We start from the raw sequence: 26,526 nt of genomic DNA on the forward strand, positions 1-26,526 counted from the left end.
CGCGAACGGATGCGGAGGGAGTGCTTCAGTCGCTGGTCGGGGCGGTGGCGCCATGGCGATCTTCACGGCTCGTCCTCTAGTCTGTAAGGCATGACATCAATGAATGACCCTTACGACGTGGTCGCGGGCGTGCCGTCCGTCGAGGACTTCCGGCGCCTGCGGACCGACGCGGGGCTCTCCGACAGGGACCCGGCGGCCGTCGCGGTCGCGCTGCCCAACACCTGGTACGGGGTGGTGCTCCGGCACGAGGGCGAGCCCATCGGGATGGGGCGGATCATCGGGGACGGCGGCACGGCGTTCCAGGTCGTCGACATCTGCGTGCACCCCGCGCACCAGGGGCGCGGGCTAGGCCGGCGCATCATGGCCGCGCTCACCGAGGAACTGGAACGCCGGGCGCCCGCCACCGCGTACGTCTCGCTCATCGCGGACGGACCCGCGCGCTTCCTGTACGAGAAGTTCGGCTTCGCCGACACCGCCCGGCACGACTCGATCGGCATGTACCGGTTCATGGGCGCCTAGGGTGCTCGGCATGGATGTCGAACAGGTGCGGCTTCAGCCCTGGGGCGCGGGGGACTTCTGGTTGCTCGGGCGGCTCAACAGCCCTGAGATGACCGCGCACTTGGGAGGTCCCGAGAGCGAGGAGCGGCTTGCCGACCGGCAGTCCCGGTACCTCGGGCTCGACCGCGGGGGGATGTTCCGGGTGGAGTCGGCGGTGAGCGGGGAGACCGTGGGCTCGATCGGCTTCTGGGAGCGGGAGTGGCGGGGCGAGTCGGTGTGGGAGACCGGGTGGGGGGTCCTGCCCGAGTTCCAGGGACGGGGGCTGGCCGCCCGGGCGGCCAGCGCCGTCGTGCTGGTGGCGCGGGCCGCCGGGTGGCACCGGTATCTGCACGCCTTCCCGGGAGCCGACCATCCCGCGTCCAACTCGGTGTGCAGGAAAGCCGGGTTCACCCTGATCGGCCCGGTGGACTTCGAGTATCCGAAGGGCAGCTGGATGACCTCGAACGACTGGCGGATCGACCTCCGGGCCTGAGCGGGGCGTCAGTCGGCGCCGTGCGCCCCCAACTCCCTTACGAGCCTTGCCGCCACCGGCACCTCGATGCCGTGCCGTTCCGCCGCCCGCAGCAACGCCCCGCCGATCGCGTCCAGTTCGAGCGGGCGGCCCGCCTCCGCGTCACGCTGCATCGACGACTTGGTCCCCGGCGGGAACGCGTCGTACCGGGCGAGCGCCCCGCCGGGGTCCGACGGGCCGCCGTAGGACCGGCTCACCGCGGCCGTCTCCTCCACCAGGGACGTCAACTCCCCGCGGTGGCGCGTGCGTACGTCGCCCAGGGAGAGGCCGTAGCGGGTGGTGAGGAGGGCGAGCGGGGCGAGGAAGGTCATCTTGGCCCAGAGAGCGGCCGTCTCGTCCGGGAGGACCCGGGTCGTGGGGCCGGCCGCGTTCAGCGCGGCGGCGAGGGCGTCCAGGCGGGGGCGGGGGACCGGGTCGCCGGTCAGGTCGATCTCCGCGAAGGGGCTGCCGTGCTCGATCTCCCCCGGGGCGGTGCGGGTCGACTCGACGCGGATGACCGCGGGGGCGACCTGGGCGGGGGTGTGGCGGGCGCGGAGGTGTGCCGGGTGTTCGACGCCGTTCAGGAACGGTACGAGGAGGCCGTCGGCCAGGGTCTTCGCCGGGACGCGGGTCAGTGCCTGGTCCAGGTCCGTCGCCTTGACCGCGATCAGGCAGGCGTCCACCGGTTCGCGCAGCTCCGTGTCGGCCTCCACGGGGGCCGTGAACTCGCCGAAGAGGGTGCTGTGGACGCGGATTCCGTCGGTGCGGAGGGTGTCGGCGGTCTCTTCCCGGGCCAGGCAGATCACCCGGTGTCCGGCGCGGGACAGCAGGGCCGCGAGCAGGCCGCCCACTCCGCCCGGGCCCAGGATCGCCACGGTGAGTTCGTCGTTCGCCATGTTCTCGTCCTCTCGTCGGTCGGCCCCGTGCACGGTGGCCGCCTCGGGGGAGATCATCGCAGGTGTGTTCGGGAGAGGGGCGGCGGGATCGGCCGCGGCGCGGGAGACTGGGGGTATGTGCCGCAGTATCAAGACGCTTCGACCGCCCGCTCTGCCCGACGAGGCCACGGAGGAGGAGGTGCGGGCCGCCGCGTTGCAGTACGTCCGCAAAGTCTCCGGGTTCCGGGCGCCGGCCGCGCACAACCGTGAGGTCTTCGACCACGCGGTCGATGTGATCGCGGCGGCCACCGCGGAACTCCTTGCGGGGCTTGAGGTGAGAGGGGCGTCCCGGGCGGCGTCGTGATCTGAGCGCGGGGCGGTTCGAGTCGGTCGCGCGGTTCCTCGCGCCCCTTGAGGCCGGTGCGTGCGGGGTGTTGTGGGGTGCGGGCGTGTGGGCCCCGAGTGCGCGGTTCCCCGCGCCCCTTCAAGGCGGGCGTGTGCGTGCGGGTGTGTGGGCCCTGCGTGCGCGGTTCCCTCGTCGTTAGGGGGCCGTTGCCTCTGTCGGGGTGGGCTGGCGGCGCATCACGTAGGCGGCTGCCGCTCCCGCGCCGAAGAGGGCCAGGAGCGAGACGCCCGTCGCCAGCCAGGTGGCGCCCAGCAGCTGGGCTCCGTAGTAGCCGAGGGCCACGCTGTAGGCCGCCCAGGAGAGGCCTGCCAGGGCCGACCAGGGGAGGAAGTCGCGGGCCCGGCGGTGGGCCGCGCCCGCGCCCAGGGAGACCACCGAGCGGCCGGCGGGGGCGAAGCGGGCCAGGATGACGAGGGCGCCGCCGCCGCGGGCGAGGGCCTGGCCGAGACGTTCCTGCGCGGTGGTGAGGCGGCGGGAGCGGGAGATCGCGCGGTCCAGGCGTTCGCCGCCGAGCCAGGCGAGCCGGTACGCCACCAGGTCGCCCAGGAGGGACGCGGTCGCCGCGCACGCGATCAGCGCCAGGATGCTGGGGACCTCGTGGGGCACGGGAACCGCGTCCGTCGCCGCGCCGGTGCCCGCCGCCGCGGCCGTCGCCGCCGCGATGACCAGGACACCGCTCGGCAGGACGGGCAGGAACACATCAAGGAGTACGGACAGGGCGACCATGGCGTAGATCCATGGGCTGCCGGTCAGCGACCCCACACTCTCGAACAACGCGTCTCCCCGTGAACTCCCCCGTGGGCCATACCTGCCGCGGTGTCGCGAAGGAGCGGCAGGGGCGGCCAGTAACAGCCATACAGCGTACGCCCGGGCACTGACAGGAGATTCACGGGGGGCGCGTGTGATCGGCACAGCGTGTTCACTCGGCTGCCCCGCCCCAGGGGGCGGCTCGCGCTCGTATCCCGTAGCAACGTAAAGACCAATCAAGCGGGACGAGACGTGAGGAACGGTACACATCATGGTGGCAGGGATATGCGCGGGCGCCGTCGCCGCGGCCGTACTGGCGAGCGGTGCGGGGGGTGCCGGGGCCGGTGCGCCGGACGGTTTCCGGATGCGGACGGACGCGCGGTTCGCACCGGTCGCCGCCCTCATGCCGTCGGCGGCGGTGACGTACGACAGCAGGCTGGTGCCCCCCGCCGCCTGGATCCAGGTGAGCCAGCACACGGCGGTCAGTGGCGCCACGACCGTGAAGCTGCGGGTCGACGGGATGGTGCCGGGGCACGCGTACAGCGTCCATGTGCACCAGAAGCCGTGCGGCGCCGACCCGGCCGCGGCGGGCGGGCACTTCCAGCACGAGCCGTCCACCGACCCGGCCGCCGCCACCGCCGACAACGAGGTCTGGCTCGACTTCACGGCCGACGGGCACGGTGCCGCCGAGGCGAGCGCCCACCACACGTGGGGCTTCCGGCAGGGCGAGGCGTCCTCGGTCGTCATCCACGACATGCCGGGCAGCCGCACCCGCGCCGCCTGCTTCACGGTGCCGTTCGGCTGGGCTCCCTGACCTGCGGGCACGTCCGGGGCCGGGCGCCGGCGGCCGGCGCCCGCCCGTCGGCCGCCGCCGCGCGCAGCACCGCCCGCGCCATCGCGTCCGCGTCCGACAGCGTCACCGAGTCCACCCCGGGCCGGGCGCCCGCGGCGGTCACCCAGTGCACGCCCTCCGTGGGCACCCCGAACGCGAACCGCCTTTCGTGGAACGCTCCCTGACGGTCTATCAGACGGTACGGGCGCGGTGTCACGTCCAGTCCGCCCGTCTCGTAGCCGTCCACCGTGTGCGGCCGGCACCGGCCCGTCCGCAGCAGTCGGCCGAGGAGTTCGTCGGCGGTGCGGCGCAGGTCCGGTTCGGGGAGGCGGGCCTCGACGAGGGTGGTCACGCGGACCGCCGAGCCCGGTATCCCGGGGGAGCAGGCCACCCAGGCGCCGTCCGCCTCCCGTACGTCGAGCCGCGGCCCGAGCACCTCCACCACGCCCGCCTCGATCAGCGCGGCCAGTTCCTCGATCCGGCGGCGGGGCGGCCCGATGGACAGGAACGCGTTGAGCGGGGTGTACCAGCGGTCCAGGTGGTCGCGGCGCGAGGCACCGGCCAGCCCGCCGTGGTCGACGACCAGCCGGAGTTCGTTCCGCAGATCGCGCAGCACGTCCAGGGCCGCCTTGAGCGGGCCGTCCACGTTGCCGCGTGCCGCGTGCTCCGCGTCCTCGCGCAGATACGACAGCAGCCACTCCCGCCAGGCCGCCGGGTCCGCGAGATCGGGTTCCGTGTACGGCCGGGACAGCCGGTCCCAGCACCAGCGGTCGGCCGCCGGGATCCCGAACTCGTCCAGGATCAGGGCCTCTTGGGGGTCCCGGTGTGGGACGGCGAGGAAGCGCTCGGCGAAGTCCGCCGACTCCGGGTGCCGGGCGGGGCGCAGGAGCGCGGTGTAGTAGACCGTCTCGACCTCCTTCGCCACCAACGGCCATATCTCCGTGAGGAATTCGGGCGGCTCGGCCGAGTCGGCGCGCTTGCGGAAGGCGGATATCGCCTCGGGGGTGAGGAGTTGTGGGAGGTGGCGGCCGTAGGGGCCCTTCGCGTTGTCGCCGCGGGCCTGGTACGGAATGCCCCGGCGTGAACCGGCGTACAGGCGCGGCTCGTCGCCCGAGGGGACGTAGCGCAGGGTTCCTTCCTCCGTGCGGACGAAACGGCCGCCTCTGCCCGTCGTCAACAGGGCTGTGTGGTCGAAGAAGTTGAGGCCAAGGCCGCGCAGCAGGACGGGCTCGCCGGGGCGTACGGCGGACAGGTCGACGTCGGCCGGGTTGGCGGGCGGGACGTGGCGCAGGCCGTGGCGGTCGGCGTAGGCGGCGAGGCGGCGGTCGGCGGTGTCCGGGGTCGTCGGCAGGTGGCCCTGTGCCAGGACGACGGCCGAAAGGGCGGACAGCGTCAGGCCGTTGTCGAGGGTGAGGGACTGGTGGCCGTCGGCCGTGTCGTCGAGGCGCACGGCGCGGGCCGCGTGCGGTCGCACCTCGACGGAGTCGGGGGCCTCGCGGACGGTGCGGGCGAACACCCACTCCAGATAGCGGCCGTAGTGCGCGCGGGTGGGGTAGTCGTCCGGGCCGAGTGCGGCGGGCGCCCACTCGTGGAGGCTCGGGCCGGGGCGGACCGGGCCCGAGCAGTCGACGCTTTCGTCGGTGAAGAGGGTCACCTGCGAGGCCACGGTGTTCATCAGCAGCTCGGGCGACTGCGCGGAGCGCCACACGCGGCCGGGCCCCGGGGGCGCCGGGTCGACGACGTGCACGGTGAGCCGCGTGCCGGGCGGGAGGAGCTCCGGCGCGGAGGCACAGAGGCGTTCCAGGACGCTGGTGCCGCGTGGACCGGCGCCGACCACGGCGACGGAGACGGAGACCGGTTCGCCGTCGAACGCGTTCACTGGGGACAAAGGGGTGACTCCCGGGCGTGTGGGGGCGCAATGGAGCAGACCGTCCGCTCGGAAGCGGACGGTCCGCCTCATCATGCCCGCAACGGGATCACGAGGGTGTCAGGGGGGAGTCCTCCACGGTCCGCAGCGTGCCGTCCGGCCGTGCCTGCTCCAGCCGCAGCCGGGCCGAACGGCCGCGCAGCGTCAGCGTCATGAGCTGGTTGCCGAACCAGGGACCGCCCGTCCTGCGCCACGTCACCGACGGCTCCGGGCAGCGGCCGTGCCGGGCCAGACGGCGGCCGAGGCCGCGCGCGACCGCGCTCCAGCCGAAACGGAAGCCGACGCGTACGTAGGCGGGTATCGAGTTGTGGACCGGGGAGCAGGTGAGCTGGAGGACCCGGGCGGCCGGGGGTCCGTCCTGGCCCGAAGTCCCTTGACGGTCACGCCACTCAGGTTCCGCCACATACGCGTGGTGCACGTCTCCCGACAGCACGAGCACCGACGCCGGAGCCCCGTCGCCCGTTCCGGCCTCGGCGATCAGGTCCGCCAGCTGCTCGAAGGACTCGGGGAACGCCGCCCAGTGTTCGAGGTCGGCCGCGCGGCGCAGCTTCTCGCCGAACCCGGCCCAGCGGGCGCCCCGTTCGCCCCGGCTCAGGGCCGCGTCCCAGGCCTCGGCGTCATGGATGAGATGGGGCAGCAGCCAGGGCAGGGAGGTGCCGATGAGGAGGTGGTCGTAGGAGGCGCGGTCCGTGAGCGCCTCGGTGCGCAGCCACTCGGCCTCGCCGGGGTCGAGCATCGCGCGGTGCTGTTCGTCGAGGACGCGGGCCGCCCGGCTGTCCACCATCAGCAGCCGGACGCGGCCGAAGTCGCGCCGGTAGCTCCAGCGGACGGAGGCCGGGTCGACGTCGGCGCGGGAGGCGAAGGCGCGGAGTTCGTCGGTGCCGTCCGGGGCGTCGCGGACCGCCGCGTAGAGCGGATCGGCGGCGAGTTCGGCGGGGGAGAGGTTCCCGAGGTGCTGGTGCACCCAGTACGACATCAGCCCGCTCAGCAGCCGCTCGCGCCACCACGGGGTGTCCCGCATCTCCGCGACCCAGGCGGCCGAGGTGTTCCAGTCGTCGATCACGTCGTGGTCGTCGAAGATCATGCACGACGGCACGGTCGACAGCAGCCAGCGGATCTCCGGGTCGAGCCAGGACTCGTAGTAGAGGCGCGTGTACTCCTCGTAGTCCGCGACCTCGCTGCCCGGCGGCTCGGTCAGGTCGCGGCGGGCGGAGAGCCAGCGGCGGGTCGCGTCGGAGACCTCGTCGGCGTAGACCTGGTCGCCCAGCAGGACGAGTACGTCCGGCCGTTCGGACTCCGGCTCGCGGGCGATGCGCGAGGCCAGCGTGTCCAGGGCGTCCGGGCCCACCGGGTCGTGCGCGTCGGCGGCCGGTGCGGCCCAGCGGCAGGAGCCGAACGCGACGCGGACCGTGCCGTCGGCGTCCGGCGTGTGGATCTGCGACGGCGGGAACGACGAGTCGGGCAGCGGCCACACGTGCGTGCCGTCCAGGAACACCTCGTACGGTGTCGAGGTCCCGGCCGTGAGACCCTCCACCGGCACCAACGCGTAGTGGTGGCCCGCCACTTGGAAGGTGCGGGCGGTGCCGCCCGCGCCGTCCGCGCAGCGCACCTCGGCCGTGCACGGACGGCTCGCCTCGACCCAGACCGTCGCGGACGAGCCGTCGGCGTAGCGAAGCAGTGGTCCAAGGCTCAGTCCGGCCACGGTCGATCACCCGCCCCTTGCATGGTCGGACTCGCCTCCGGGGCTCGCCCTCCTCCGTCGCCCCGTACGGTACGGAACGACGGAGGTCACTGACCAGGTCCGGTGATCAGCAGCTCGCGAGGTAGTTCGTCAGCGCGGTCTTCTCGGCGGAGTCGACCGACAGGTTGTAGTAGTACTTCACCTGCACCCAGGCGCGGACGTACGTGCAGCGGTACGAGGTGAGCGAGGGCATCCACTCGGCCGGGTCCTTGTCGCCCTTGGACTGGTTGACGTTGTCCGTGACCGCGAGGAGCTGCGGGCGGGTCACGTCGTTGGCGAAGGACTCGCGCTGGGCGGTGGTCCAGTTGCGGGCGCCGGAGTCCCAGGCCTCGGCCAGCGGCACGAGGTGGTCGATGTCGACGTCGGAGGCGGCGGTCCAGGTGGCGCCGTCGTAGGGCGAGTACCAGCTGCCGCTGGTCGCGGTGCAGGCGGAGTTGGTGACGACGTTCGTACCGTCGCGCTTGAGGATCCACTCGCGGGTGTTGCAGGTGCCGCTGATGGTGTCCCAGGTCGGGAACAGGTCGCGCTCGTAGCCGGTCCTGACCTCGGTCGCCACGGTGAGGGAGGCGAGGTAGGTACGGGCGGTGGCCGCGCTGACGGGGGTGGGGAGGGCGGCGGAGGCGGTCGGGCTGTTGAACAGGGCGACGGAGGCTATGAGGCCGGTGAACGCCGCGAGTATGCTCAGCCGTCGACGCGCGTAGAATTTCGGCATACGAACTCCCTTGTGGTGTGGGGGTGTTGGAGTGCGAGCGAGGGAATGCTCGCGGTGCCGTGTTGCGGGGAGGTGTGCGTCGGGTAAGAAGCTAGTGACGTGCTCATGACACAACAAGGGGTGCGGCGAGACTTTCCTCACGGGCGGGGCGGTCCGGATCTCGCGTACAGTGGACGGCGCAGAAGGGGAGTAGCTCTTCGCCGGACCGTCGACATACTGCTCAGCTCGTTCTGAGCCGGCGCCCGGAGGCAGGTTCGTTCCACGCAGATGGGCGGACCGGCCAGCGAGACCTTCGGTAAGCAGTGCACTAGTCGTTTTTCGCGTGCGCTGCCGTGCCGAGGTGTCCGCGGACAGCGATGATTCTCTCGGTGGGGCGGCGACTCCGACCGATTGAGGAATTTTGATCAGCATCAGCGTGACGGCGCTCGTCTTCGGCGTCGTCTTTCTCGCCGAACTCCCCGACAAGACCGCGCTCGCCGGGCTCGTCCTCGGCACCCGTTACCGCGCCTCGTACGTCTTCGCCGGCGTCGCCGCCGCGTTCCTCCTCCACGTCGTGCTCGCGGTGGCCGCGGGCAGCGTACTGACGCTGCTGCCGCAGCAGTTGGTGGCCGCGGTGACCGGTGTGCTCTTCCTGGGCGGGGCGGCCGTGCTGCTCTTCAAGAAGAGCGACGACGAGGAGGAGGTCCGCGCGCCGAAGGACCAGTCCTTCTGGAAGGTGTCCGGCGCCGGTTTCATGCTCATCCTGGTCGCCGAGTTCGGTGACCTGACCCAGATCATGACGGCCAACCTCGCGGCCCGTTACGACGACCCGTTCTCCGTCGGACTCGGTGCGGTGCTCGCACTGTGGGCGGTCGCCGGGCTGGGCATCGTGGGCGGAAAGGCGCTGATGAAGCGGGTGCCGCTGAAGCTGATCACGCAGATCGCGGCGGTGCTGATGCTGGCGCTGGGTGCGTGGAGCCTGTGGGAGGCCGTCGCCGGGTGACGGGGTGACCGGGTGGCCGCTCGCCGGGTGGCTGGGCGCCGCGTGGCCGGGCTCCGGTCCGGCGGGGTGAGCTGAACGGTGGGTGAACTGTTCCGGGGGGTGGTGGCGCGATGCCGTTCCGGTTTTGTACCGTAGGGAAACAAAGTGGCTCCCGTCCGCTCCCCCTGACCGGCGGACGGGGCCGCCTTGTCCCTTCGGGGGTCATCCGCCGCGCCCCCTCCCGTTCGTCCCGTTCGTCCCGTTCGTTTCTCGTCCCGTTCGTTTCTTGGAGCCTGCCGATGACGGCCACCACCGTGCTCACCGCCCGCGCCCTCCTGCTGGACATGGACGGCACCCTCGTCGACTCGCACGCCGTCGTCGAGCGCATCTGGCGGAACTGGTCCGACCGGCACGGGCTGAACGCGGACGAGGTCATGAAAGTCGTGCACGGGCGGCAGGGGTACGCGTCGATGGCACTGCTGCTGCCGAACCGGCCCATGGAGCAGAACCACGCCGAGAACGCGCGGATGCTGGCCGAGGAGACCGCCGACGTCGAGGGTGTCGTCCCGGTGCCGGGTGCGGTCGAGTTCCTCGCCTCCCTGCGGGGGCTGCCGCACGCGCTCGTCACCTCCGCGGATGTCGCCCTCTCCACGGCGCGGATGGGGGCGGCCGGGCTGGAACTGCCCGAGGTGCGGATCACCGCGGAGTCCGTCGGAGCGAGCAAGCCGGATCCTGAGGGGTTTCTGAAGGGTGCGGCCGAGCTGGGGGTCGCGCCCTCGGACTGTGTGGTGTTCGAGGACTCGGGGGCGGGGATCGCGGCGGGGCGCTCCGCGGGGATGCGGGTGGTGGGGGTCGGGCCGCAGGCCGGGTTCCATCGGGCGGATGTCGTGGTGCGGGATTTGCGTGAGGTGCGGGTTGAGGCGTTGGCGGGTGGGGGGATTCGGCTGCACGTGGGGTGAGGTGTGCGGGGGGTTGTCCGGCGGTTGTGGGGCCTGGGGTTGTGGTGCGGGTGCGGCAGGGGCTTGAAGCGAGGGGGCGCAGGGCCGAGGGCCGGGGGCGATGGGCCTGAGGCTACGGGCGAGCGACACCAACGGCTGGGGCGATCGGCCAGGCGCCGGCCCACAGGCCACCCCCCGAGGCCAACCCCCTCAAGGGGCGCGGGGAACTGCGCGACCAGCCCCCACACAGCCGCACCCGCAACACAACCCCAGGCCCCCGCGCAGCCGCACCCGGCCCTTGACCCCTAGCCCCGTGACCCCGTCGGCTCCGGGTGGGTCACGGCTCGGCGGTTTCTGATTCCAGGCTTGATCGGGTCTTCGTGCCGTAGACGCCCGGTCCGTCGGTTGTGATGCCTCGGGCCAGTTGGTAGGTGCGGACCGAGTTCTGGACCTGTTTGTCGAAGATGCCGTTGTCGGGGCCGATGTAGAGCCTCACCTGGGCGAGGCGGAGCTGGAGTTCGGTCACCTCGGGGCCCTCGTCGCCGCGTTGCAGGACCGGTGCGGGGATGCTGCTGGTGGCCGACGCGGCCGGGGCGATGGCCGTGGGGGTCGGGGTGGCGCTCGGGTTCGCGGACTCGGAGGGTGTCGCGGACGGGGTCGGGGACGCCGTGGGTGACGGGGTCTCGCTGGGTGACGGGGTCGGGGACGCCGTCGTCGGCTCGGTGGACGGGGAGCCGCTCGTGGTCGCCGGTGCCGAGGCCGCGCTCTCCGATTCGGTCGGGACGTTCGCCCGTACGTCCTGGGGGGCCGCGTCGTCCCGGGACGGGGGTTCGTACGAGAACAGGCCGCCGGCGAAGCCGGCCACCGCCGTCACCGCCACGACGGCTCCCGCGACGGCGAGCAGCGCGGTGCGGCGGCGACGCGGGGAGTGCGGGGGGTTCTGATCGTCCGCGTCCGCGTTCGCGCCCTCGCCGCCCCAGTCGCCCCTGGCGTCTCCGCCGTCTCCGCCGTCCTCGAACAGGCTCAGGTCGGTCGCGTTCGGGGTCGTGTCCGAGGGGGTCCGCAGGGTAGGCAGGACCGACGTCTCCTCCTGGGCGCCCGGGGAGGGTGCCGAGGGCGGCACCGCGCGCAGCGGCATCGTCTCCTCGACGGCGGGCAGCCGCTGGGTCTCACCCGCGTCATCCGCGTCACCCGTCACGCCCGCCGCACCCGGGAGGCCCGCTTCACCCTCAGGCGTCCCCTGTCCCGCCGAGGGCCCCTTCGCGTCCCCGTCCAGCTCCACGTACGGCCTGATCCGCAGCGGGTCGAAGTCCTCCGCCGCAGCTGCCTCCGCCGTGCGTGTGTCGCGGAGCGCGTCGGCCGCCTGCTGGGTGCAGGTGCACGACGGGGAGCCGTCGGCTGCCCGGGGTGCACCGCACTGCGGGCATATGTGGCCCTTCGCCTCGTTCACGTGTTCGTCCCTCCCCGTGGATCTCCAGAGGTTATGCGGATCTCCTTCACCTCGTCTCCTCGGACCCCCGGAATGACGGCTTCCGATCCGACTCGACAGGCCGTAACCGGCCATACCGACCACCATGGATGTGTAACGAGAGCCGCAGGAGGTCTTCATGGCCGGCGATGCGCACGGTATGACGGGGAATGTGCATGACGCGCAGCCACCGGAGGGGCCCCCGCAACGGGGCGGTTCCGCTCAGGAACACGTGTCCGGCAACGTCCTCGTCTCCATCGGGGCGCTGCTCCTCGGGCTGCTCCTCGCCGCGCTCGACCAGACCATCGTGTCGACCGCGCTGCCGACGATCGTCAGCGATCTGGGCGGACTGGAACACCTGTCGTGGGTCGTCACCGCGTATCTGCTCGCGTCGACCGCCGCGACCCCGCTGTGGGGCAAGCTCGGCGACCAGTACGGACGGAAACGGCTCTTCCAGCTCGCGATCGTGATCTTCCTGATCGGGTCCGCGCTGTGCGGCGCGGCACAGAACATGCCCCAGCTGATCGGCTTCCGGGCGCTGCAGGGCCTCGGCGGCGGCGGGCTGATCGTGCTGTCGATGGCGATCGTCGGCGATGTCGTCTCACCGCGTGAACGCGGGCGCTACCAGGGCCTGTTCGGGGCCGTGTTCGGCGCGACGAGTGTCCTCGGACCGCTTCTCGGCGGGCTGTTCACCGAGCATCTGAGCTGGCGCTGGGTCTTCTACATCAACCTCCCCGTCGGCGTCGTCGCCCTCGCCGTCATCGCGACCGCGCTGCACATCCCGCGCAGGTCGACCCGGCACGTCATCGACTACCTCGGCACCTTCCTCATCGCGGCCGTCGCGACCTGCCTGGTCCTCGTCGCCTCGCTGGGCGGTACGACCTGGGGCTGGGGCTCGCCGCAGATCATCGGGCTCGCGGTGCTCGGCGTCGCCTTGATGGCGGCGTTCGTCGCCGTGGAGCGCCGGGCGGCCGAACCCGTCCTTCCGCTGAAGCTGTTCCGGGTCCGCACCTTCACGCTCGCCGCCGTCATCAGCTTCATCGTCGGCTTCGCGATGTTCGGCGCGATGACCTACCTGCCGACGTTCCTCCAGGTCGTGCAGGGCATCACCCCGACCATGTCCGGTGTGCACATGCTGCCGATGGTCTTCGGCATGCTGATCTCGTCCACCACGTCCGGCCAGATCGTCAGCCGCACCGGCCGCTGGAAGGTGTTCCCCATCGCGGGCACCGGCGTCACCACGCTCGGTCTGCTGCTGCTCCACCGGCTCGACGAGGGCAGTTCCACCGCCGAGATGAGCGCGTACTTCTTCGTCTTCGGGCTCGGACTCGGCCTGGTGATGCAGGTGCTGGTGCTGATCGTGCAGAACGCCGTCTCCTACGAGGACCTCGGCGTCGCCACCTCGGGCGCGACCTTCTTCCGCTCCATCGGAGCCTCGTTCGGCGTCGCCATCTTCGGCACGATCTTCGCGAGCCGCCTCGGCGACAAACTCACCGACGCCCTCAAGGGCACCCCCCTCCCGCCCGGCGTCACCCCGGACGGGCTGGAGTCGGACCCGCGCGGAATCTCCCAGCTCCCGCCCGCGGTACGCCCGGAGGCCCTGCACGCCTACGCCTCGTCCATCACCGACGTCTTCCTCTACGCCGCCCCCGTGGCCCTCGTCGGCTTCGCCCTGGCCTGGTTCCTCAAGGAGGACAAGCTGCGCGGCTCGGTCACGGCACCCGACGTCAGCGAGACCCTCGCGAGCAACCCCGTCCAGCGCTCCTCCTACGACGAGGTGTGCCGCGCGCTGTCCGTGCTCGGCACCCGGGAGGGCCGCCGCGAGATCTACCGGACCATCACCACCAAGGCGGGCTACGATCTTCAGCCGGCGGCGAGTTGGCTGCTGCTGCGCATCAAGCGGGACGGCTGGGCGGAGCCGGGTGTGCTGGCCGAACGCAGCACGGTGCCGCTGCCCGTCGTCCTCGCCGCCGTCCGCCAGGTCGAGGAACGCCGGCTGGCCGTCCGCGAGGGCCTCGACCTCCACCTCACCGACGAGGGCCGGGAAGTGGCCGAGAAGCTGTCCCTGGCCCGTGAGGAATCTCTCGCGGAGACCCTGGGCGACTGGTGGGGTCCCGACCGGCCCACCGACCTGATCCAGCTGGTGCGGGAGCTCAACGGCGAACTGTGCGGCTCGGACCGGGAGCAGCCGCATAACGGGACGTCCAGGACGCTCAGTTGAGGCTCTTCCGGAACCAGCGCTCCGCGTACGGGTCGTCGTTGTGCCGTTCCGTCTCCGCGTAGCCGAGCCGGGCGTACAGCGCGCGTGCCTCCACCAGGTCGGTGCGGGTGTCGAGGATCATCACCTCGGCGCCCAGCTCGCGGGCGGCGTCCTCGGCGGCCTTCACCAGCATCGGCGCGCCGCCCCGCCCGCGCATCCCCTCGTGCACGAAGACCCGTGTCAGCTCGGCGATCCCGCCCGCGAGGAGCCGCACCCCGGCGCTTCCGGCCGCTTTCCCGTCGTGCCGGGCGACGAGCAGCAGCCCGCCGGGCGGCGCGAGGTCGCTGCCGGGGTGGGCGGCGATCTCGCGTTCCAGTTCCGCCGGGTCCGTCCGCCGCCGCTCGTGCAGGAGGTACCAGCGGTCGCTGACCTCCGTGTAGTAGGCCCGCCAGAGCGCGGCGGCGGTCGGGGAGTCGAAGGGCTCCGGGGTGATCGTCCAGGTCATGCGGGCATTGTCAGGAGACGGCGGGGACGCGGCGCAAGCGAATATGGGTGACTCCGGGGGAGTCGAGGACCTGGGCCTTGTGCCATTCGATCTGTGTGTCGCTGAGGTGCTCGAACAGGCGCCGTCCGCCGCCCGCGAGGACCGGCACGACATGCAACATGAGTTCGTCCAGCCAGCCCGCGCGGATGAACTGCTGGGCGAGATCGGCGCCCCCGGCCAGCGAGACGTCCTTGTCGCCGGCCGCCTCGCGGGCCAGCTCCAGTGCGCGGGCGGGGCCTTCGGTGACGAAGTGGTAGGTCGTGCCGCCCTTCTTCACCACCGACTCGCGTGCCTGGTGCGTGACGACGAACACCGGGGCGTGGAAAGGAGGTTCGTCGCCCCAGGGGACCTCCCCGGTGACGAACATGCCGTGCCCCATGACCACCGGGCCCAGCCGTTCGATCCACTCGGCGAGCAGCTCGTCGTCGGGACCGCCCGTGCCGCCCTCCATGCCCTGCATCCGGCGGAAGCTGCGCAGTCCGAACACCCAGGAGTGCAGCCGCTCCCCTCCGATGCCCAGCGGGTGCTCCGGCCCCGACTCCGGGCCCGCGATGTATCCGTCCAGCGACATGGCCAGCCGTGCGACGACCTCACTCATGACAACCTCCTCGATCGGTTCCTACCCCTGTGTCGAACGGGGCGGGACGGAATCGACACACCGGCGCCACGAATTCCCCGGAGATGTGGCCGTCGTTTGAAGGGGGTCTTTACGGCAACCCGGTAGGAGAACCGACCGGCTACGAGAGCCGGTTGGGCGAGAACCCGGAAGGCACTCATGTCCACAGGCGTGATCATCGTTTTGATCGTGATCGTGATCGTGGTCGCTGCCGCGGCCGCCCTGGTGTTGCGTGCCCGAGGCACGACCGGCGGCTCGGGCCTGAAGCGCCGCTTCGGGCCGGAGTACGACCGGACCGTCGCCCGGCACGACGGCGACGCGAAGGCCGCCGAGCAGGAGCTCGGCGCGCGCGTCCAGGAGCACGGTTCGCTGCAGGAGAAGCCGCTGGAGCCCGCGGCCCGTGAGCAGTACCAGGCCCGCTGGGCCGCCGCCCAGGAGCGGTTCGTGGATTCGCCCCGCGAGGCCATGTCCGACGTCGACCAGCTGCTCGGCGAGGTCGCCGGAGCCCGGGGCTTCCCGGACGTCCAGGAGTACGAGAAGCAGTTCGACGCGCTCTCCGTGCACCACGCGGCCCACGTCCACGGCTACCGGCGCGTCCACCGGGTCGTCACCACGCGGGAGAACGGCACACCCGAGAGCCAGGCCGGAACCGAGGAGATGCGCGAGGCCATGCTCGAAGCCCGCGACCTCTTCGACGACCTGATGAACGACAACCACCGCAACCGCGACGGCAGTGGCCACGGAGGCGGCGGCCGGCATGGGTTCGGCGCATTCAACAAGCAGCCAGTGAAGGGGAGTTGAGCTAGATGTCCGATGCGATACGGCCGACCGGCGACGCGAACACCGAGCGCAAGGAGAACGAGCGCCGGGCCACTGGGACGAGCGCCGAAAGGACTCCCGAGCAGCGGGACGCCGAGAAGACCTCGCGCGAATCCGCCACCGGCACCCCGGGCACCGGCACCACCGGCACCACCGGCACGAGGCCCTTCGACACCAAGACCGGTGACGGCGGGACCGCCGACGACAGGTCCGCGCTGAGGGACACCGGCTCCGACAAGGAGAGGGCGACCCCTCTCGGCACCGACCGCGCCGCCTCGCCGACCTCCTCGCCGGCCGCCTCGCCGACCTCCTCGACGTCCGACGGTGCGATCCCGTCCCCGCGCGAAGGCGACCCGAAAGCGACGCGCGGCGAGCGCACGGCCCAGCCGACCCGCACCGACCGCACCGACCAGTCCACCCCGTCCGTCCACGCCCCCGACCCGGCCCCCGCGGTCGGCTCCGGCAACGGACGCCGCGTCCCCCAGGACGCCGAGAACGGCACCCTGCTGCCGCACGACGAGAGCGACAAGTTCAGCCTGCGGCTCCAGCACGCGGTCACCGGGTTCGTGGACGAGCCCCGGTCCGCCGTCGAGGAGGCCGACCACGTCCTGGAAGAGGTCGCGGCCCGCTTCACGGAGGCCGTCACCAAGCGCCGCGCCGCCCTGCACGGCTCCTGGGAGTCCAAGGGCGCGGACGGCGCGGACGACACCGAGCAACTCCGCCTGGCCCTGCGGGACTACCGCGAACTGACGGAGCGGCTGCTCCACATGTGACCGCCCGTGGCTGTCCGTTTAGCCCCGTCCTTCGACCGCCCGGCGCTCCCGCCACTCCCGCGCGACCTCTTCGACGTCGTACGGCTTCATCCCGAGCGGGGGCCCGGGCGGCGGCTTGAACATCATCTCGCGGATCTTCACGTTCACTTCGGTGATGATCTGCCGGGCGATCCGCTCCGAAGAGGCCGAGTACGCCGCGGCAAGGGCGTCCTCGGCCTCTTTGCGCAGTGCCAGCGTCGGCGGCAGCACGGAGATGCCCTCGCGGGCCATCTTCTGCTTGATCCACCACAGTTCGTCGTACGTCGTGTCGGCTCCGGACGCCAACGGCTTGCCCGCGCCCGGGAGATGGGCGAACTCTCCGGCCTGCTCGGCATCCCGGATCTGCTTGTCGACCCAGGATTCGAAGGACACCCCTGGTGGCTTTCGCTCGGTCATGACTCCATTGTGCCGGACGCGGCGGCGCCGGGCGATTTATCATGCGCCCGCTGCTGTAAGGACACTTCAAGGGGGAGCGCACGTGCTCGAACTCACCATGGCCTCGGTCTCCGGGACGGACGAGGGCGCCACCGCCGGCATGCTGATGGCCGACGCGCCCAGCGACCCGGGCGCGGTGCTGCGGGTGGGCCGCGACGAATCGGTGTGCCGGCTGAAGACGCCGGACGACTGGCTGTTCATCTCGCGGGTCCATCTGGAGTTCCTGTGCGGACCCGAGGGCGTCTGGCAGGTGAGCTGGCTGCGCGGCTCCCAGTCCGACCCGTCCTCCGAAGTGCGCCTGATCGTCGGGGAGTACGCCCAGACGGTCGGCTACGGCGGAAGCGTGCCGTTGCCCCGGGGCGGCAGCGGCGAGATCGTCATCCAGGACCGCACCGGGCCGCGCAGCGTCAACGTCGGTTTCTATCACGAGAGTTGAGCCCGGACGGGCCCTGCTAGGCCGTGCAGGCCCTAGTCCAGCACGCGGGCCAGTGCGAAGCCGTCGTAGCCCTTCCGGCCCACCGTCTGGATCGCGGTGCCCGAGAGGCGCGCGTGCGAGCCGATCAGTTCGATCGCGGTGCGCGTGCCCCGGACGTCGGGCGAGGCGTTGTCCGGGTCGGCGACCCGGCCGCCGCGCACGACGTTGTCGACGATGATCAGGCTGCCGGTCCGGGTGAGCTTGAGGGCCCACTCGACGTAGTGCGGGTTGTTGCTCTTGTCCGCGTCGATGAACACCAGGTCGAAGGGGGCCTGGCGTTCGTCGGCGAGGACGGGCAGCGACTCCAGGGCCGGGCCCACCCGCACCTCGACGATCTTGTCGAGGCCCGCGCGGGCGATGTTGCGGGTGGCGACCTCGGCGTGCCGCGCGTTGTACTCCAGCGTGACGACCCGGCCGTCGGCGGGCAGGGCGCGGGCCAGCCAGATCGTGCTGTAGCCGCCGAGGGTGCCGATCTCCAGGACGCGGGTGGCGCCCTGGATCCGGGCGAGCAGGTGGAGCAGCTTGCCCTCGGCGGCGCTCACGGCGATCTCCGGCAGCCCGGCGGCCTCGCTGTCCCGCAGGGCCGCGGTCAACACCTCGTCCTCCGGGGCGAGGTGGCCGATGAAGTAGTCGTCGACGTCGTCCCACAGCTGTGTCTCACTCATGTGCCGGTGCCTTTCGTATGTCCGATGACCGTGTCCGATGACCGTTGACAGGGGCCGACTACCCGCGTCGGCCACCCGAGTCAACTACGCGGCGCGTGTGCCGGTGGCGGCGGAAACGCCGGTGGCGGCGGGATCTCCGGCCGCCGGGTGCGTCGTACGACGAGCAGGGCGGCGGCCGTGACGAGCACCGCGAGGCTTCCGGCGATCGTCGCCAGCCAGGCCGGGACGCCCGCGATCCTGGTCAACCGGTCCTCGTAGACGACCTGTTGGAACGGCGCGTCGGTCGCCGTGCGGCGCAGCAGGTGGTCGCCGGTGATGCGGGACGGGTCGGGGAACTCCTGGTTGACGGCGGTGAGGAACGGGGTGCCCCGGACGAGGGCCGACAGCGGGCCGGTGGCGGTGCGGACGCGGCCCGCGTAGGCGACCAGGGGCGGTTCGCCGCCGAGGGTGCCGCTGGGTTCCATGCGGTGCGCGGCGAGGACGTACAGGCCGAGGGACTGCGGGGTGCGGGCCAGCCGGGAGAGGCGCATCGGGTAGACGGGGGACTCGGCGGCGAAGGTGAGGTGCAGCGGGTCGAGGGCGCCTTGGAGCGGGGTGCCGGCGGTCGCGGGGGCGAGGCGGACCGCGACGTACTCCCAGCGCTGGTCGACGTACGGCTGGAGGGCCTGGTCAAGGCGGGGCGGCAGGACGAACCCGTTCGTGTGCAACCAGTCACCGAGCGCGTCCGGGTCGGTGGCGGTCAGCCGGGCCACGTCGAAGGGGCCGAGGCGCTCACGGCCGATCACACCGACTCCGGGGGCCCCGACGGCGCCGGGCGGGGCACCGCCGCCCGTGCGGCCGGAGACGAGCGGCCAGTCGCCGTCCTGGGGCCAGAAGTGGTGACGGACGCGGTGCGCGGGCGCGGTGAGCGCGCTCAGCGCGTCGAAGAGCGCCGGGTCGCCGAGCGCGACCGTCGCCCGGTGCGGGACCGGCATGATCCAGGCGGCCCGGCGCGCGTCACCGGAGACAGTGAGCCGCATCACGATCTGTTCCTGGCGCCCGTCCCAGCGCACCACGGACACCTCGCGCCCCACGGTCGTCTGCTGCCCGCCGCCTGGCACCAGGGCCCCGCAGCCGCACGCCCAGGCCGGTGCCACCAGGGAGTCGAGCTGCAGCGCGAACAGCGCCAGCACGACGGCCAGTACGCGTGCGTGGGCCCGCCTCCGCGGTAGACCGATCATGCCGACAAGCTAGCGGGGCCGGTCGGAGGCCCGCAGTTGATTGCCGTGCCTGGGCAACCTCGGGACGACTATCGTCATCCGGACAAAAGGAGGGCGGCCGTCAGGTGAAGGGGGGGTTGCCTGCGTCTCTCCCGCAGGGGGTGCGAACCTCATAGGGTTCGCAGAGGTACATCCACGCGGCACACGCGTGGGACGACGGGGCGGGAGGCCTACGAGGCGTGGCGAACGTGGAGCACAGCGGGCGACCGGCGGGAGCCGCAGGACCGTTCGGGGCTACGGCCGCCGGGACGGCCAGGGCACGGCTGCGCGTGGCGCGCCTGGGCCTGTGGCTGGTCGCCGCGGTCCTCGCCGTACGGCAGGTGGCCGTCGTCCTCGGCACCCCGCAGGGGGACCGGCTGACGGACCTGGAGACCTGGGTCGGACCGAACGGCGTGCTGCATGTGAAGGGCTCGTTGTACGACTCGACGCAGTTCACTGGCACCCCCTTCGCCGGGCTCGTCCTCAAACCGCTCACCAGGGCCGCCGAGCAGGCCCTCGGCTGGGGCTGGACCTTCGGCACGCTGCTGCTGGTCGTCGCGCTCGGCCTGATCGTCTCGCGCGCCCTGCCGCAGCCCGTCACCCGCCGTGCCTCGCTGCTCGCCGCGCCCGTCGCGATCAGCCTGCTCATGCTGTCGCTGCCGGTGCGCAACACGCTGTGGCTCGGCCAGACCAGCATCATCCCGGTCCTGCTCGTGCTGCTCGGCTGCTTCACCGTGCGTGGCGAGCGGGCCGGCGGGGTGCTGATCGGGCTCGCCGCCGCGCTCCAGCCCACCGTGCTGCTGTTCGCGCCGCTGCTGTGGTTCACCGGCCGCCGCCGGGCCGCCGTCACCTCGGCGGTCACGTTCGCCGCGAGCGTGGTCGTCGCGTGGGCCGCGATGCCGCACGACTCGCACACGTACTGGGTGCACCACATGGCGGGCGCGGGCCTCGGCGGTGCGGCCGACGGTCTCGGCAACCAGTCGTTGCACGGCGCGCTGCTGCGGCTGGGTCTCACCGGCCCGCTGGAGATCGGCGTGTTCCTCGCGTTGGGCGCGGCCGTCACGTACCTGGGCCTGCGCCGGGCCGTGCGGTACGCGCGCGACGGGCAGCTGCTCCTCGCGGTCGCGATCACCGGCTGCGCGGCGATCGCCGTGTCGCCGACGACCTGGCAGCACCAGCTGCTGTGGGTGCTGCTCGCGGTGGTCGGCCGGGTCGGCAAGCGGGCCTCCGACCGGTTCGTGTGGCCGGTCGCGGTGATCCTCGTGGTCACACTGCCCGCGAAGATGATGCTGCCGAACATGCCGGCGATGTACCCGCTCCGTGACAACGTCGTCCTGCTCGCGGCCCTCGCCGCCGCGACGGCGGTCCCGTTCCTGTCCCGCACGTCGGAGTACTACCGCCGCCCGATCCCCACGGAGTACGCCGAGCCGGTCCCGACGCGCTGGAAGCACGTGCCGCTGCTGCCGTTCCTGCGTCGCGTCCTGACCCGCCCGAACCTCCTCCTCGAACTCCTCCTGATCCGGGTCACGTACGCGGCCTACCAGCAGGTCCGTCTCGCGGCGACCGGCGGCACGAACTCGGGCGGCCGGGCCACGGCGGAGCACCACGGGCACGAGATCCTGTCGATCGAGCGGTTCCTGCACATCGACATCGAGCACGCGGTCAACCACTGGGTCGTGAAGGTCGACTTCCTCAAGGAGTTCTTCAACTTCTACTACGAGTCCTTCCACTTCGTGGTCCCGCTGACGGTGATGGCGGTCCTCTACTGGCGCCGCCCGGTCGACTACCGCTGGGCCCGCGCCTCGCTCGGCTTCGCCACGCTCCTGGCCCTGGTCGGCTTCTGGCTCTACCCCCTGGCCCCGCCGCGCCTGCTGCCCGGCCTCGGCATCATCGACACGGTGCACGGCGTCCAGGACTTCTCCAAGCCGGACTACGGCACGCTCACGGCCCTCACCAACCAGTACGCGGCGATGCCGTCCCTGCACTTCGGCTGGTCCCTGTGGTGCGGAGTCGTCATCTTCGCCCTCGCTCCCAAGTGGTGGATGAAGGCCCTGGGCCTCCTGCATCCCTTCTTCACCGTCACCGCGATCGTCGCGACGGGCAACCACTGGGTGCTGGACGCGGTGGGCGGCGCGGCGGTCGTGACGGCGGGCTTCGGCCTGTCGTACCTCTTCCAGGGGCCGCGGGCGAGGTCGGCGGCTCAACCAGGGGAGAACCGGGCGGAGTCGGAGCCCGAGTCCGCTACGACGGCGAGTCCCGCCCGGAGCTGACCACCGGGGTTCGGGAGCACTCGAACCACACGGCCTTGCCGCCCTCGGCCGCGCGGGTGACTCCCCACTTGTCCGTCATCGCGTCCAGCAGCACCAGCCCGCGCCCGTTCTCCGACTCGGCGTCGAACTCCGCGTGCAGGTCCGGGAGTTGGGGTGAGCTGTCGCTCACCTCGACGCGTACGCCGGCCGGTCGGCGCAGCAGGAACAGTCCGCAGCGCCGGTCCGGAACGTGCCGTACGACATTGGCGATCAGCTCCGTGACGGCCAGCTCGACGGCGTCGGACAGCTCCGGCGTGCCCCACTCCAGCAGGAACGAGCGGACGATGCGGCGGATGTGCCGGGCCGAATGTTCGCCCACGGTGATGTGCATGACGTACTGCTGGCGGTGGGGAAAGGCCAGCATGGCGGGGGGAATCGGTTCGTTCACATAACGAGGCTGATGCTTCGCGGCTACCCTCGGCAACTGGATGGATACAACCCGTTCGCGGGTGGACAACGTCGGCTGAACAGGGGGCTTAGCGTGCACATCACCACCCTCGATCCGGGGGCTTCGGCGCTGGACTACTACGGCTACGAACTCCGCCGTTACCGAGAGGCCGCCGGTCTCACCCAACGCCAACTCGGCGCCGTCGTCAGCTATACGGGGTCCTTGATCGGCCAGATCGAGACGGCGAAGAAGCTGCCGACGGTGGAGTTCAGCAGGTCGGTCGACGCGGCGCTCGACACCGGTGGGTTGCTGACCCGGTTGCTCGATCTCGTGCTGCGCAGTCAACTCCCCGTGTGGTTCCAGCAAGTTGCTGAACTACAGGCGCGGGCCGCCGACATCTGCTCCTTCGAGGCTCAGATGGTCCCCGGCCTCCTCCAGACTCCGGAGTACGCCCGCGCTGTGCTCGGCACGCTGGACCAGAGCAACCTGGACGACAGGACCGCCGTTCGTATGGCTCGGCAGCGCATCTTCGAGAAGGAGAACCCGCCTGTCTTCTGGGCGATCCTGAGTGAGGCCGCGCTGTATCTGGAGATCGGTGGCCGGATGACGATGAGGCGTCAACTAGACCGCCTGTTGACCTATGAGGACAATCCTCGGATCAACATCCAGATCTTGCCGCACTCGGCCGGAGCGCACGCGGGATTGCAAGGCTCATACGACCTCTATCGCTTCCCGAGCGACCCGGCCATCGTCTACACCGAGAGCTATGGAAGCGGGCATCCGACCGCCAACCCGGACACCGTCAAGGACTGTTCGCTCCGTTACGATCATCTCCAGGCTGCCGCCCTCTCCCTTCGGGACTCGGCGGCGCTGATCCGGCGCGTGATGGAGGAACGTTATGGGGAACAAGGCGATGCCGACGGTGACTCAGTGGCGGAAATCCAGCTACAGCAGTGACCAGGGAGGCAACTGCATCGAGTGCGCGCCGCTCGGCCCGCTCGCCTGGCGGAAGTCCTCGTACAGCGGCGACCAGGGCGGCAACTGCGTAGAGATCGCCGAAATCACTTGCCCCTCCCCTTCCCTCGCCATCCGGGACTCCAAGACCCCGGCGGGGCCGATCCTCACCCTCGGCCCCGCCGCGTTCACCCGGTTCGTCAACTGGTCCGCTACGACGGCTGGTTGACCTCGAAGTAGTAGTCGTTCTCCAGGTCCGCGAGGAGTCCGATCCGGCTCGGCGCCCAGCCGAACCGCTCGCGGGTCAGGACGCTCGTGCCGACCAGGTCGGACGAGTAGAAGTGGCCCAGCCAGCCGAAGTGCGCCCCGGCCTCCTCGACCGGCACGCTCTTCACCGGCAGGTCCAGCCGCCTGCCGATGACCTCGGCGATCTCCCGTACGGGCACGCCCTCGTCGTCCACCGCGTGCAGGACCGTGCCCGCGGGGGCGTTCTCCAGGGCCAGCCGGAACAGCACCGCCGCGTCGTCGCGGTGGACGGCGGCCCAGCCGTTCGTGCCCTCGCCGGGGTACGCGGAGACGCCCTTCGCGCGGGCGATGCCGATCACTCCGGGGACGAAGGCGTGATCGCCCTCCCCGTGCACCTGCGGCAGCCGGATCACCGACGAACGGACGCCCCGTGCCGCCGCCGCCAGGGTGGTCACCTCGGCCGGGAGGCGGACCAGGTCGGGGCGGTCGGCGGGGTCGGGCACGTCGTCCTCGGTCCGGCCGTGGCTCATGACCGAGCTGATGACGAGCGGGCGGTCCGAGCCCTCAAGGGTCTCGATGAGGGCCTTCACCGCGCTCAGGTCGATCGCGACACAGGCCGCGTAGTTCGAGAAGTCGTGGATGAAACCGGTGTGGATCACACCGTCGGACGCCGCCGCGCCCGCGCGGAGGGCGTCGAGGTCCTCCAGCGAACCCCGGTGCACCTCCGCCCCGGTCGCCGCGAGGCGTTCGGCCGAGGTGTCGGAGCGGGCCAGGCCCAGCACGTCGTGGCCGTTGGCGAGCAGTTCGCGCACGACCGCGCCGCCGACGAATCCGGTCGCTCCGGTGACGAAAACACGCATGACGAGATCACCCCAGGTGGGTTCGGAAGTGGTGTGCCTCCAGCGTGCGCCCGCCGTACCCCGCGCGTCCAAGACGGACTCCGGAACACGTGATTCATTTCCGGTATCAGTGCAGCTCGTACCGTCGTAGAGTCGAGGTATGAGCGATCTGGATCTGCGTCTGGTGCGCTGTTTCACCGTAGTCGCCGAGGAACTGCACTTCGGGCGGGCGGCGGCTGCCCTGCATCTCGCGCAGCCGTCGCTCAGCCGTCATGTGCGGCGACTTGAGGGCGAGTTGGGGGTGCGGCTCTTCGACCGGACGACGCAGGGCACCCAACTCACCGACGCGGGGCGGGCGTTCCTGCCCCGGGCCCAGGACCTGCTGCGGTCGGCGGAGGAGGCGGCGGCCGTGGCGCGGGGGGCCGGGCTGCCCGGCCGCATCCGCATCGGGTTCATGACCGGGATCATCGTCACGCCGGCCGTGCGTGCCCTGCGCGCCCGCCGTCCGGAGGCCGACGTGCACAGCCGCTTCCTCGGCTGGGGCGAGCTGCCGTCCGCCCTGCTGGAGCACCGGGTCGACGTGGTGGTGGGCCGACTCCCGTTCGCCACCGAGGGGTTGAGCGTCAGCGTGCTGTGCGAGGAGCCCCGGATGCTGCTGATGCCGGTCGGCCACCGGCTGGCCGGCAAGGAGCGCGTCAGCATCGACGACATCGGCGACGAACCCGTACCCCGTTTCCCCGACGAGGAGTTCAACGCGTTCTGGCGCGTCGACCCCCGCCCGGACGGCCGCCCCGCGCCGGACGGGCCGTTCGTCCGGGAGCTGGAGGACAAGCTCGAAGCCATCGCGGCGGGCGAGGCGGTGGCGATCGTTCCGGCGGGCGCCGTCAGAAAGGGCCTGCGGCTCGATCTGACGACGGTCCCGATCGAGGGAGTGCCCCCGGTCCCGGTCGTGCTGGCCGTCCGTGCGGGCGAGGAGAGCCGCCCACTCCTCGCGGCCTTCCGTGCCTGCGCCGAGGAGCACCTGCACCCCGACAACTGGCTCGCTACAGACGCTGGATGATCGTGCCCGTCGCCAGCGCCCCGCCCGCGCACATCGTGATCAGCGCGAACTCCTTGTCGGCGCGCTCCAGTTCGTGCAGGGCCGTGGTGATCAGCCGTGCTCCGGTCGCCCCGACCGGATGACCGAGGGCGATCGCACCGCCGTTCACGTTGACCTTCGCCAGGTCCTGGCCGAAGACCTGCGCCCAGCTCAACACCACCGACGCGAACGCCTCGTTGATCTCGACGATGTCGATGTCCTTGAGCGTCATGCCCGCCTTGCCGAGCACGGCCCGTGTCGCGTCGATCGGCCCGTCCAGGTGGTAGTGCGGGTCCGAGCCGACCAGCGCCTGGGCCACGATCCGCGCCCGGGGCCGCAGCTTCAGCGCCCGCGCCATCCGCTTCGAGGCCCACATGATCGCCGAGGCGCCGTCGCTGATCTGCGAGGAGTTGCCCGCGGTGTGCACGGCGGTCGGCATGACCGGCTTCAGCCGGGCCAGCGCGTCCATCGACGTGTCGCGCAGGCCCTCGTCCCGGTCGACGAGCCGCCACATGCCGTGGCCCGCGCGCTGCTCGTCCTCCGTCGTCGGCACCTGGACGGCGAACGTCTCCTTCTTGAACCGCTCCTCGGACCAGGCGATGGCCGCCCGCTCCTGCGAGATCAGGCCGAGCGAGTCGACGTTCTCCCGGGTCAACCCCCGGTTCCGTGCGATCCGTTCGGCGGCCTCGAACTGGTTGGGCAGATCCACGTTCCACTCGTCCGGGAACGGCTTCCCCGGCCCGTGCTTCGACCCCGACCCCAGCGGCACCCGTGACATCGCCTCGACGCCGCAGCTGATCCCGACGTCGATGACACCGGCCGCGATCATGTTGGCGGTCATGTGCGAGGCCTGCTGCGAGGAGCCGCACTGACAGTCGACGGTCGTCGCCGCGGTCTCGTACGGCAGGCCCATCGTCAGCCAGGCCGTGCGCGCCGGGTTCATGGACTGCTCGCCGGCGTGGGTCACCGTGCCGCCGACGATCTGCTCGACGCAGTCGGCGTGGATGCCGGTGCGGCCCAGCAGCTCACGGTAGGTCTCGCCCAGGAGATAGGCGGGATGGAGGTTGGCGAGCGCTCCGCCGCGCTTGCCGATGGGAGTGCGTACGGCTTCCACGATGACGGGTTCCGCGACCATGGGACACGTCCTCTCCTCGTACACCGCGCGGCGCGGGCGTCCCGGCCACCCGCCACGCAGAACTAGTACGCGTTCTAGTTCTGTGTGCAGTCTGCTGACAGGCCGTCCGCAACCGCAA

28 protein-coding genes are annotated in these 26,526 nt (G+C 71.6%); 14 read left to right on the forward strand and 14 right to left on the reverse strand.

The genetic code is table 11. From position 1 onward, the window contains the following. Window positions 1-90: 90 nt before the first annotated feature. Complete coding sequence (locus ACIPTO_RS14480; RefSeq protein WP_401191703.1) at window positions 91-519, forward strand: GNAT family N-acetyltransferase; 429 nt, start codon at window positions 91-93, stop codon at window positions 517-519. Between the two features lie 10 nt (window positions 520-529). Continuing rightward, entirely contained in the window at window positions 530-1,030 is a 501-nt protein-coding gene (locus ACIPTO_RS14485; RefSeq protein WP_401191706.1) for a GNAT family N-acetyltransferase, read from the forward strand. Between the two features lie 8 nt (window positions 1,031-1,038). Here ACIPTO_RS14485 and ACIPTO_RS14490 read toward each other — a convergent pair whose 3' ends face one another. After that, window positions 1,039-1,944 (reverse strand): ketopantoate reductase family protein, encoded by a 906-nt coding sequence (locus ACIPTO_RS14490; RefSeq protein WP_401192132.1) that lies wholly within the window; start codon window positions 1,942-1,944, stop codon window positions 1,039-1,041. A 115-nt stretch (window positions 1,945-2,059) separates the two neighbouring features. Here ACIPTO_RS14490 and ACIPTO_RS14495 point away from each other — a divergent pair, with 115 nt between their 5' ends. Further along, window positions 2,060-2,287, forward strand: a complete 228-nt coding sequence (locus tag ACIPTO_RS14495) for a DUF2277 domain-containing protein (protein WP_401191709.1) — start codon at window positions 2,060-2,062, stop codon at window positions 2,285-2,287. A 177-nt stretch (window positions 2,288-2,464) separates the two neighbouring features. Here ACIPTO_RS14495 and ACIPTO_RS14500 read toward each other — a convergent pair whose 3' ends face one another. Then, a complete protein-coding gene (locus ACIPTO_RS14500) occupies window positions 2,465-3,103 on the reverse strand; it encodes a VTT domain-containing protein (protein WP_366313993.1) in 639 nt (212 codons plus the stop codon). Between the two features lie 244 nt (window positions 3,104-3,347). On the opposite strand from ACIPTO_RS14500, the gene ACIPTO_RS14505 reads away from it, so the two are divergent. Further along, window positions 3,348-3,890, forward strand: coding sequence for a superoxide dismutase family protein (locus ACIPTO_RS14505; protein WP_401191712.1), 543 nt, complete (start codon window positions 3,348-3,350; stop codon window positions 3,888-3,890). Here ACIPTO_RS14505 and ACIPTO_RS14510 read toward each other — a convergent pair. From ACIPTO_RS14510 to ACIPTO_RS14520, 3 genes are all read right to left on the reverse strand, one after another. Further along, window positions 3,862-5,796 carry an FAD/NAD(P)-binding protein gene (locus ACIPTO_RS14510; RefSeq protein WP_401191715.1) on the reverse strand — a complete coding sequence of 645 codons (1,935 nt, stop codon included), beginning with the start codon at window positions 5,794-5,796 and terminating at the stop codon, window positions 3,862-3,864. The two genes, ACIPTO_RS14505 and ACIPTO_RS14510, sit on opposite strands and share 29 nt — an antisense overlap. 88 nt (window positions 5,797-5,884) lie before the next feature. After that, window positions 5,885-7,537, reverse strand: a complete 1,653-nt coding sequence (locus ACIPTO_RS14515) for an alkaline phosphatase D family protein (protein ID WP_366313999.1) — start codon at window positions 7,535-7,537, stop codon at window positions 5,885-5,887. A 106-nt stretch (window positions 7,538-7,643) separates the two neighbouring features. After that, on the reverse strand, window positions 7,644-8,288 hold the full coding sequence (locus ACIPTO_RS14520) for an HNH endonuclease family protein (protein ID WP_366314001.1): 645 nt from the start codon (window positions 8,286-8,288) through the stop codon (window positions 7,644-7,646). Window positions 8,289-8,688: 400 nt separating this feature from the next. On the opposite strand from ACIPTO_RS14520, the gene ACIPTO_RS14525 reads away from it, so the two are divergent. Both ACIPTO_RS14525 and ACIPTO_RS14530 read left to right on the forward strand, forming a co-directional pair. Further along, the gene (locus ACIPTO_RS14525; protein WP_366314003.1) at window positions 8,689-9,270 is read left to right on the forward strand and encodes a TMEM165/GDT1 family protein; all 582 of its coding nucleotides are present in this window, start codon (window positions 8,689-8,691) and stop codon (window positions 9,268-9,270) included. 278 nt (window positions 9,271-9,548) lie between these two features. Further along, entirely contained in the window at window positions 9,549-10,208 is a 660-nt protein-coding gene (locus ACIPTO_RS14530; protein WP_366314005.1) for an HAD family hydrolase, read from the forward strand. 316 nt (window positions 10,209-10,524) lie between these two features. On the opposite strand, the gene ACIPTO_RS14535 is transcribed toward ACIPTO_RS14530, so the two are convergent. Continuing rightward, window positions 10,525-11,637, reverse strand: a complete 1,113-nt coding sequence (locus ACIPTO_RS14535) for a peptidoglycan-binding protein (protein ID WP_401191719.1) — start codon at window positions 11,635-11,637, stop codon at window positions 10,525-10,527. 157 nt (window positions 11,638-11,794) lie between these two features. Between ACIPTO_RS14535 and ACIPTO_RS14540 the strand changes: the two genes are divergently transcribed. Then, entirely contained in the window at window positions 11,795-13,876 is a 2,082-nt protein-coding gene (locus tag ACIPTO_RS14540; protein ID WP_401191721.1) for a DHA2 family efflux MFS transporter permease subunit, read from the forward strand. Here ACIPTO_RS14540 and ACIPTO_RS14545 read toward each other — a convergent pair. Next, window positions 13,869-14,360 (reverse strand): GNAT family N-acetyltransferase, encoded by a 492-nt coding sequence (locus tag ACIPTO_RS14545; protein ID WP_401191724.1) that lies wholly within the window; start codon window positions 14,358-14,360, stop codon window positions 13,869-13,871. The two genes, ACIPTO_RS14540 and ACIPTO_RS14545, sit on opposite strands and share 8 nt — an antisense overlap. 10 nt (window positions 14,361-14,370) lie before the next feature. Continuing rightward, entirely contained in the window at window positions 14,371-14,997 is a 627-nt protein-coding gene (locus ACIPTO_RS14550) for a dihydrofolate reductase family protein (protein ID WP_401191727.1), read from the reverse strand. Between the two features lie 177 nt (window positions 14,998-15,174). Between ACIPTO_RS14550 and ACIPTO_RS14555 the strand changes: the two genes are divergently transcribed. Then, window positions 15,175-15,816 (forward strand): hypothetical protein, encoded by a 642-nt coding sequence (locus ACIPTO_RS14555; RefSeq protein ID WP_401191729.1) that lies wholly within the window; start codon window positions 15,175-15,177, stop codon window positions 15,814-15,816. A 5-nt stretch (window positions 15,817-15,821) separates the two neighbouring features. Beyond that, a complete protein-coding gene (locus ACIPTO_RS14560) occupies window positions 15,822-16,607 on the forward strand; it encodes a hypothetical protein (RefSeq protein ID WP_401191732.1) in 786 nt (261 codons plus the stop codon). A gap of 18 nt (window positions 16,608-16,625) precedes the next feature. Here ACIPTO_RS14560 and ACIPTO_RS14565 read toward each other — a convergent pair whose 3' ends face one another. Further along, window positions 16,626-17,042, reverse strand: coding sequence for a DUF1992 domain-containing protein (locus tag ACIPTO_RS14565; RefSeq protein WP_366314017.1), 417 nt, complete (start codon window positions 17,040-17,042; stop codon window positions 16,626-16,628). Between the two features lie 82 nt (window positions 17,043-17,124). Here ACIPTO_RS14565 and ACIPTO_RS14570 point away from each other — a divergent pair, with 82 nt between their 5' ends. Further along, window positions 17,125-17,517, forward strand: a complete 393-nt coding sequence (locus tag ACIPTO_RS14570; RefSeq protein ID WP_366314019.1) for a hypothetical protein — start codon at window positions 17,125-17,127, stop codon at window positions 17,515-17,517. 32 nt (window positions 17,518-17,549) lie between these two features. Here the strand turns inward: ACIPTO_RS14570 and ACIPTO_RS14575 are convergent, their stop codons facing one another. Next, complete coding sequence (locus ACIPTO_RS14575) at window positions 17,550-18,221, reverse strand: O-methyltransferase (RefSeq protein ID WP_401191735.1); 672 nt, start codon at window positions 18,219-18,221, stop codon at window positions 17,550-17,552. A gap of 80 nt (window positions 18,222-18,301) precedes the next feature. Then, window positions 18,302-19,441, reverse strand: coding sequence for a DUF2330 domain-containing protein (locus tag ACIPTO_RS14580; RefSeq protein ID WP_401191737.1), 1,140 nt, complete (start codon window positions 19,439-19,441; stop codon window positions 18,302-18,304). A gap of 218 nt (window positions 19,442-19,659) precedes the next feature. Between ACIPTO_RS14580 and ACIPTO_RS14585 the strand changes: the two genes are divergently transcribed. Next, window positions 19,660-21,729, forward strand: coding sequence for a phosphatase PAP2 family protein (locus ACIPTO_RS14585; RefSeq protein WP_401191740.1), 2,070 nt, complete (start codon window positions 19,660-19,662; stop codon window positions 21,727-21,729). Here ACIPTO_RS14585 and ACIPTO_RS14590 read toward each other — a convergent pair. Further along, window positions 21,701-22,132 carry an ATP-binding protein gene (locus tag ACIPTO_RS14590; protein ID WP_366314503.1) on the reverse strand — a complete coding sequence of 144 codons (432 nt, stop codon included), beginning with the start codon at window positions 22,130-22,132 and terminating at the stop codon, window positions 21,701-21,703. The genes ACIPTO_RS14585 and ACIPTO_RS14590 overlap by 29 nt on opposite strands. Before the next feature lie 117 nt (window positions 22,133-22,249). Here ACIPTO_RS14590 and ACIPTO_RS14595 point away from each other — a divergent pair, with 117 nt between their 5' ends. Both ACIPTO_RS14595 and ACIPTO_RS14600 read left to right on the forward strand, forming a co-directional pair. Further along, complete coding sequence (locus ACIPTO_RS14595; RefSeq protein WP_401191743.1) at window positions 22,250-23,113, forward strand: helix-turn-helix domain-containing protein; 864 nt, start codon at window positions 22,250-22,252, stop codon at window positions 23,111-23,113. Continuing rightward, window positions 23,070-23,339, forward strand: a complete 270-nt coding sequence (locus ACIPTO_RS14600) for a DUF397 domain-containing protein (protein ID WP_401191746.1) — start codon at window positions 23,070-23,072, stop codon at window positions 23,337-23,339. The genes ACIPTO_RS14595 and ACIPTO_RS14600 overlap by 44 nt, the downstream gene beginning before the upstream one ends. On the opposite strand, the gene ACIPTO_RS14605 is transcribed toward ACIPTO_RS14600, so the two are convergent. Continuing rightward, the gene (locus ACIPTO_RS14605; RefSeq protein ID WP_401191748.1) at window positions 23,323-24,216 is read right to left on the reverse strand and encodes an SDR family oxidoreductase; all 894 of its coding nucleotides are present in this window, start codon (window positions 24,214-24,216) and stop codon (window positions 23,323-23,325) included. The two genes, ACIPTO_RS14600 and ACIPTO_RS14605, sit on opposite strands and share 17 nt — an antisense overlap. A 139-nt stretch (window positions 24,217-24,355) precedes the next feature. Here ACIPTO_RS14605 and ACIPTO_RS14610 point away from each other — a divergent pair, with 139 nt between their 5' ends. Continuing rightward, window positions 24,356-25,255 (forward strand): LysR family transcriptional regulator, encoded by a 900-nt coding sequence (locus ACIPTO_RS14610; protein WP_401191750.1) that lies wholly within the window; start codon window positions 24,356-24,358, stop codon window positions 25,253-25,255. Here ACIPTO_RS14610 and ACIPTO_RS14615 read toward each other — a convergent pair. Continuing rightward, complete coding sequence (locus ACIPTO_RS14615; protein WP_366314035.1) at window positions 25,239-26,408, reverse strand: steroid 3-ketoacyl-CoA thiolase; 1,170 nt, start codon at window positions 26,406-26,408, stop codon at window positions 25,239-25,241. The genes ACIPTO_RS14610 and ACIPTO_RS14615 overlap by 17 nt on opposite strands. Between the last annotated feature and the right edge of the window lie 118 nt (window positions 26,409-26,526).

Source organism: Streptomyces sp. NPDC090083 (assembly GCF_044747445.1).
In the GTDB taxonomy this organism is placed as follows: Bacteria; Actinomycetota; Actinomycetes; order Streptomycetales; family Streptomycetaceae; genus Streptomyces.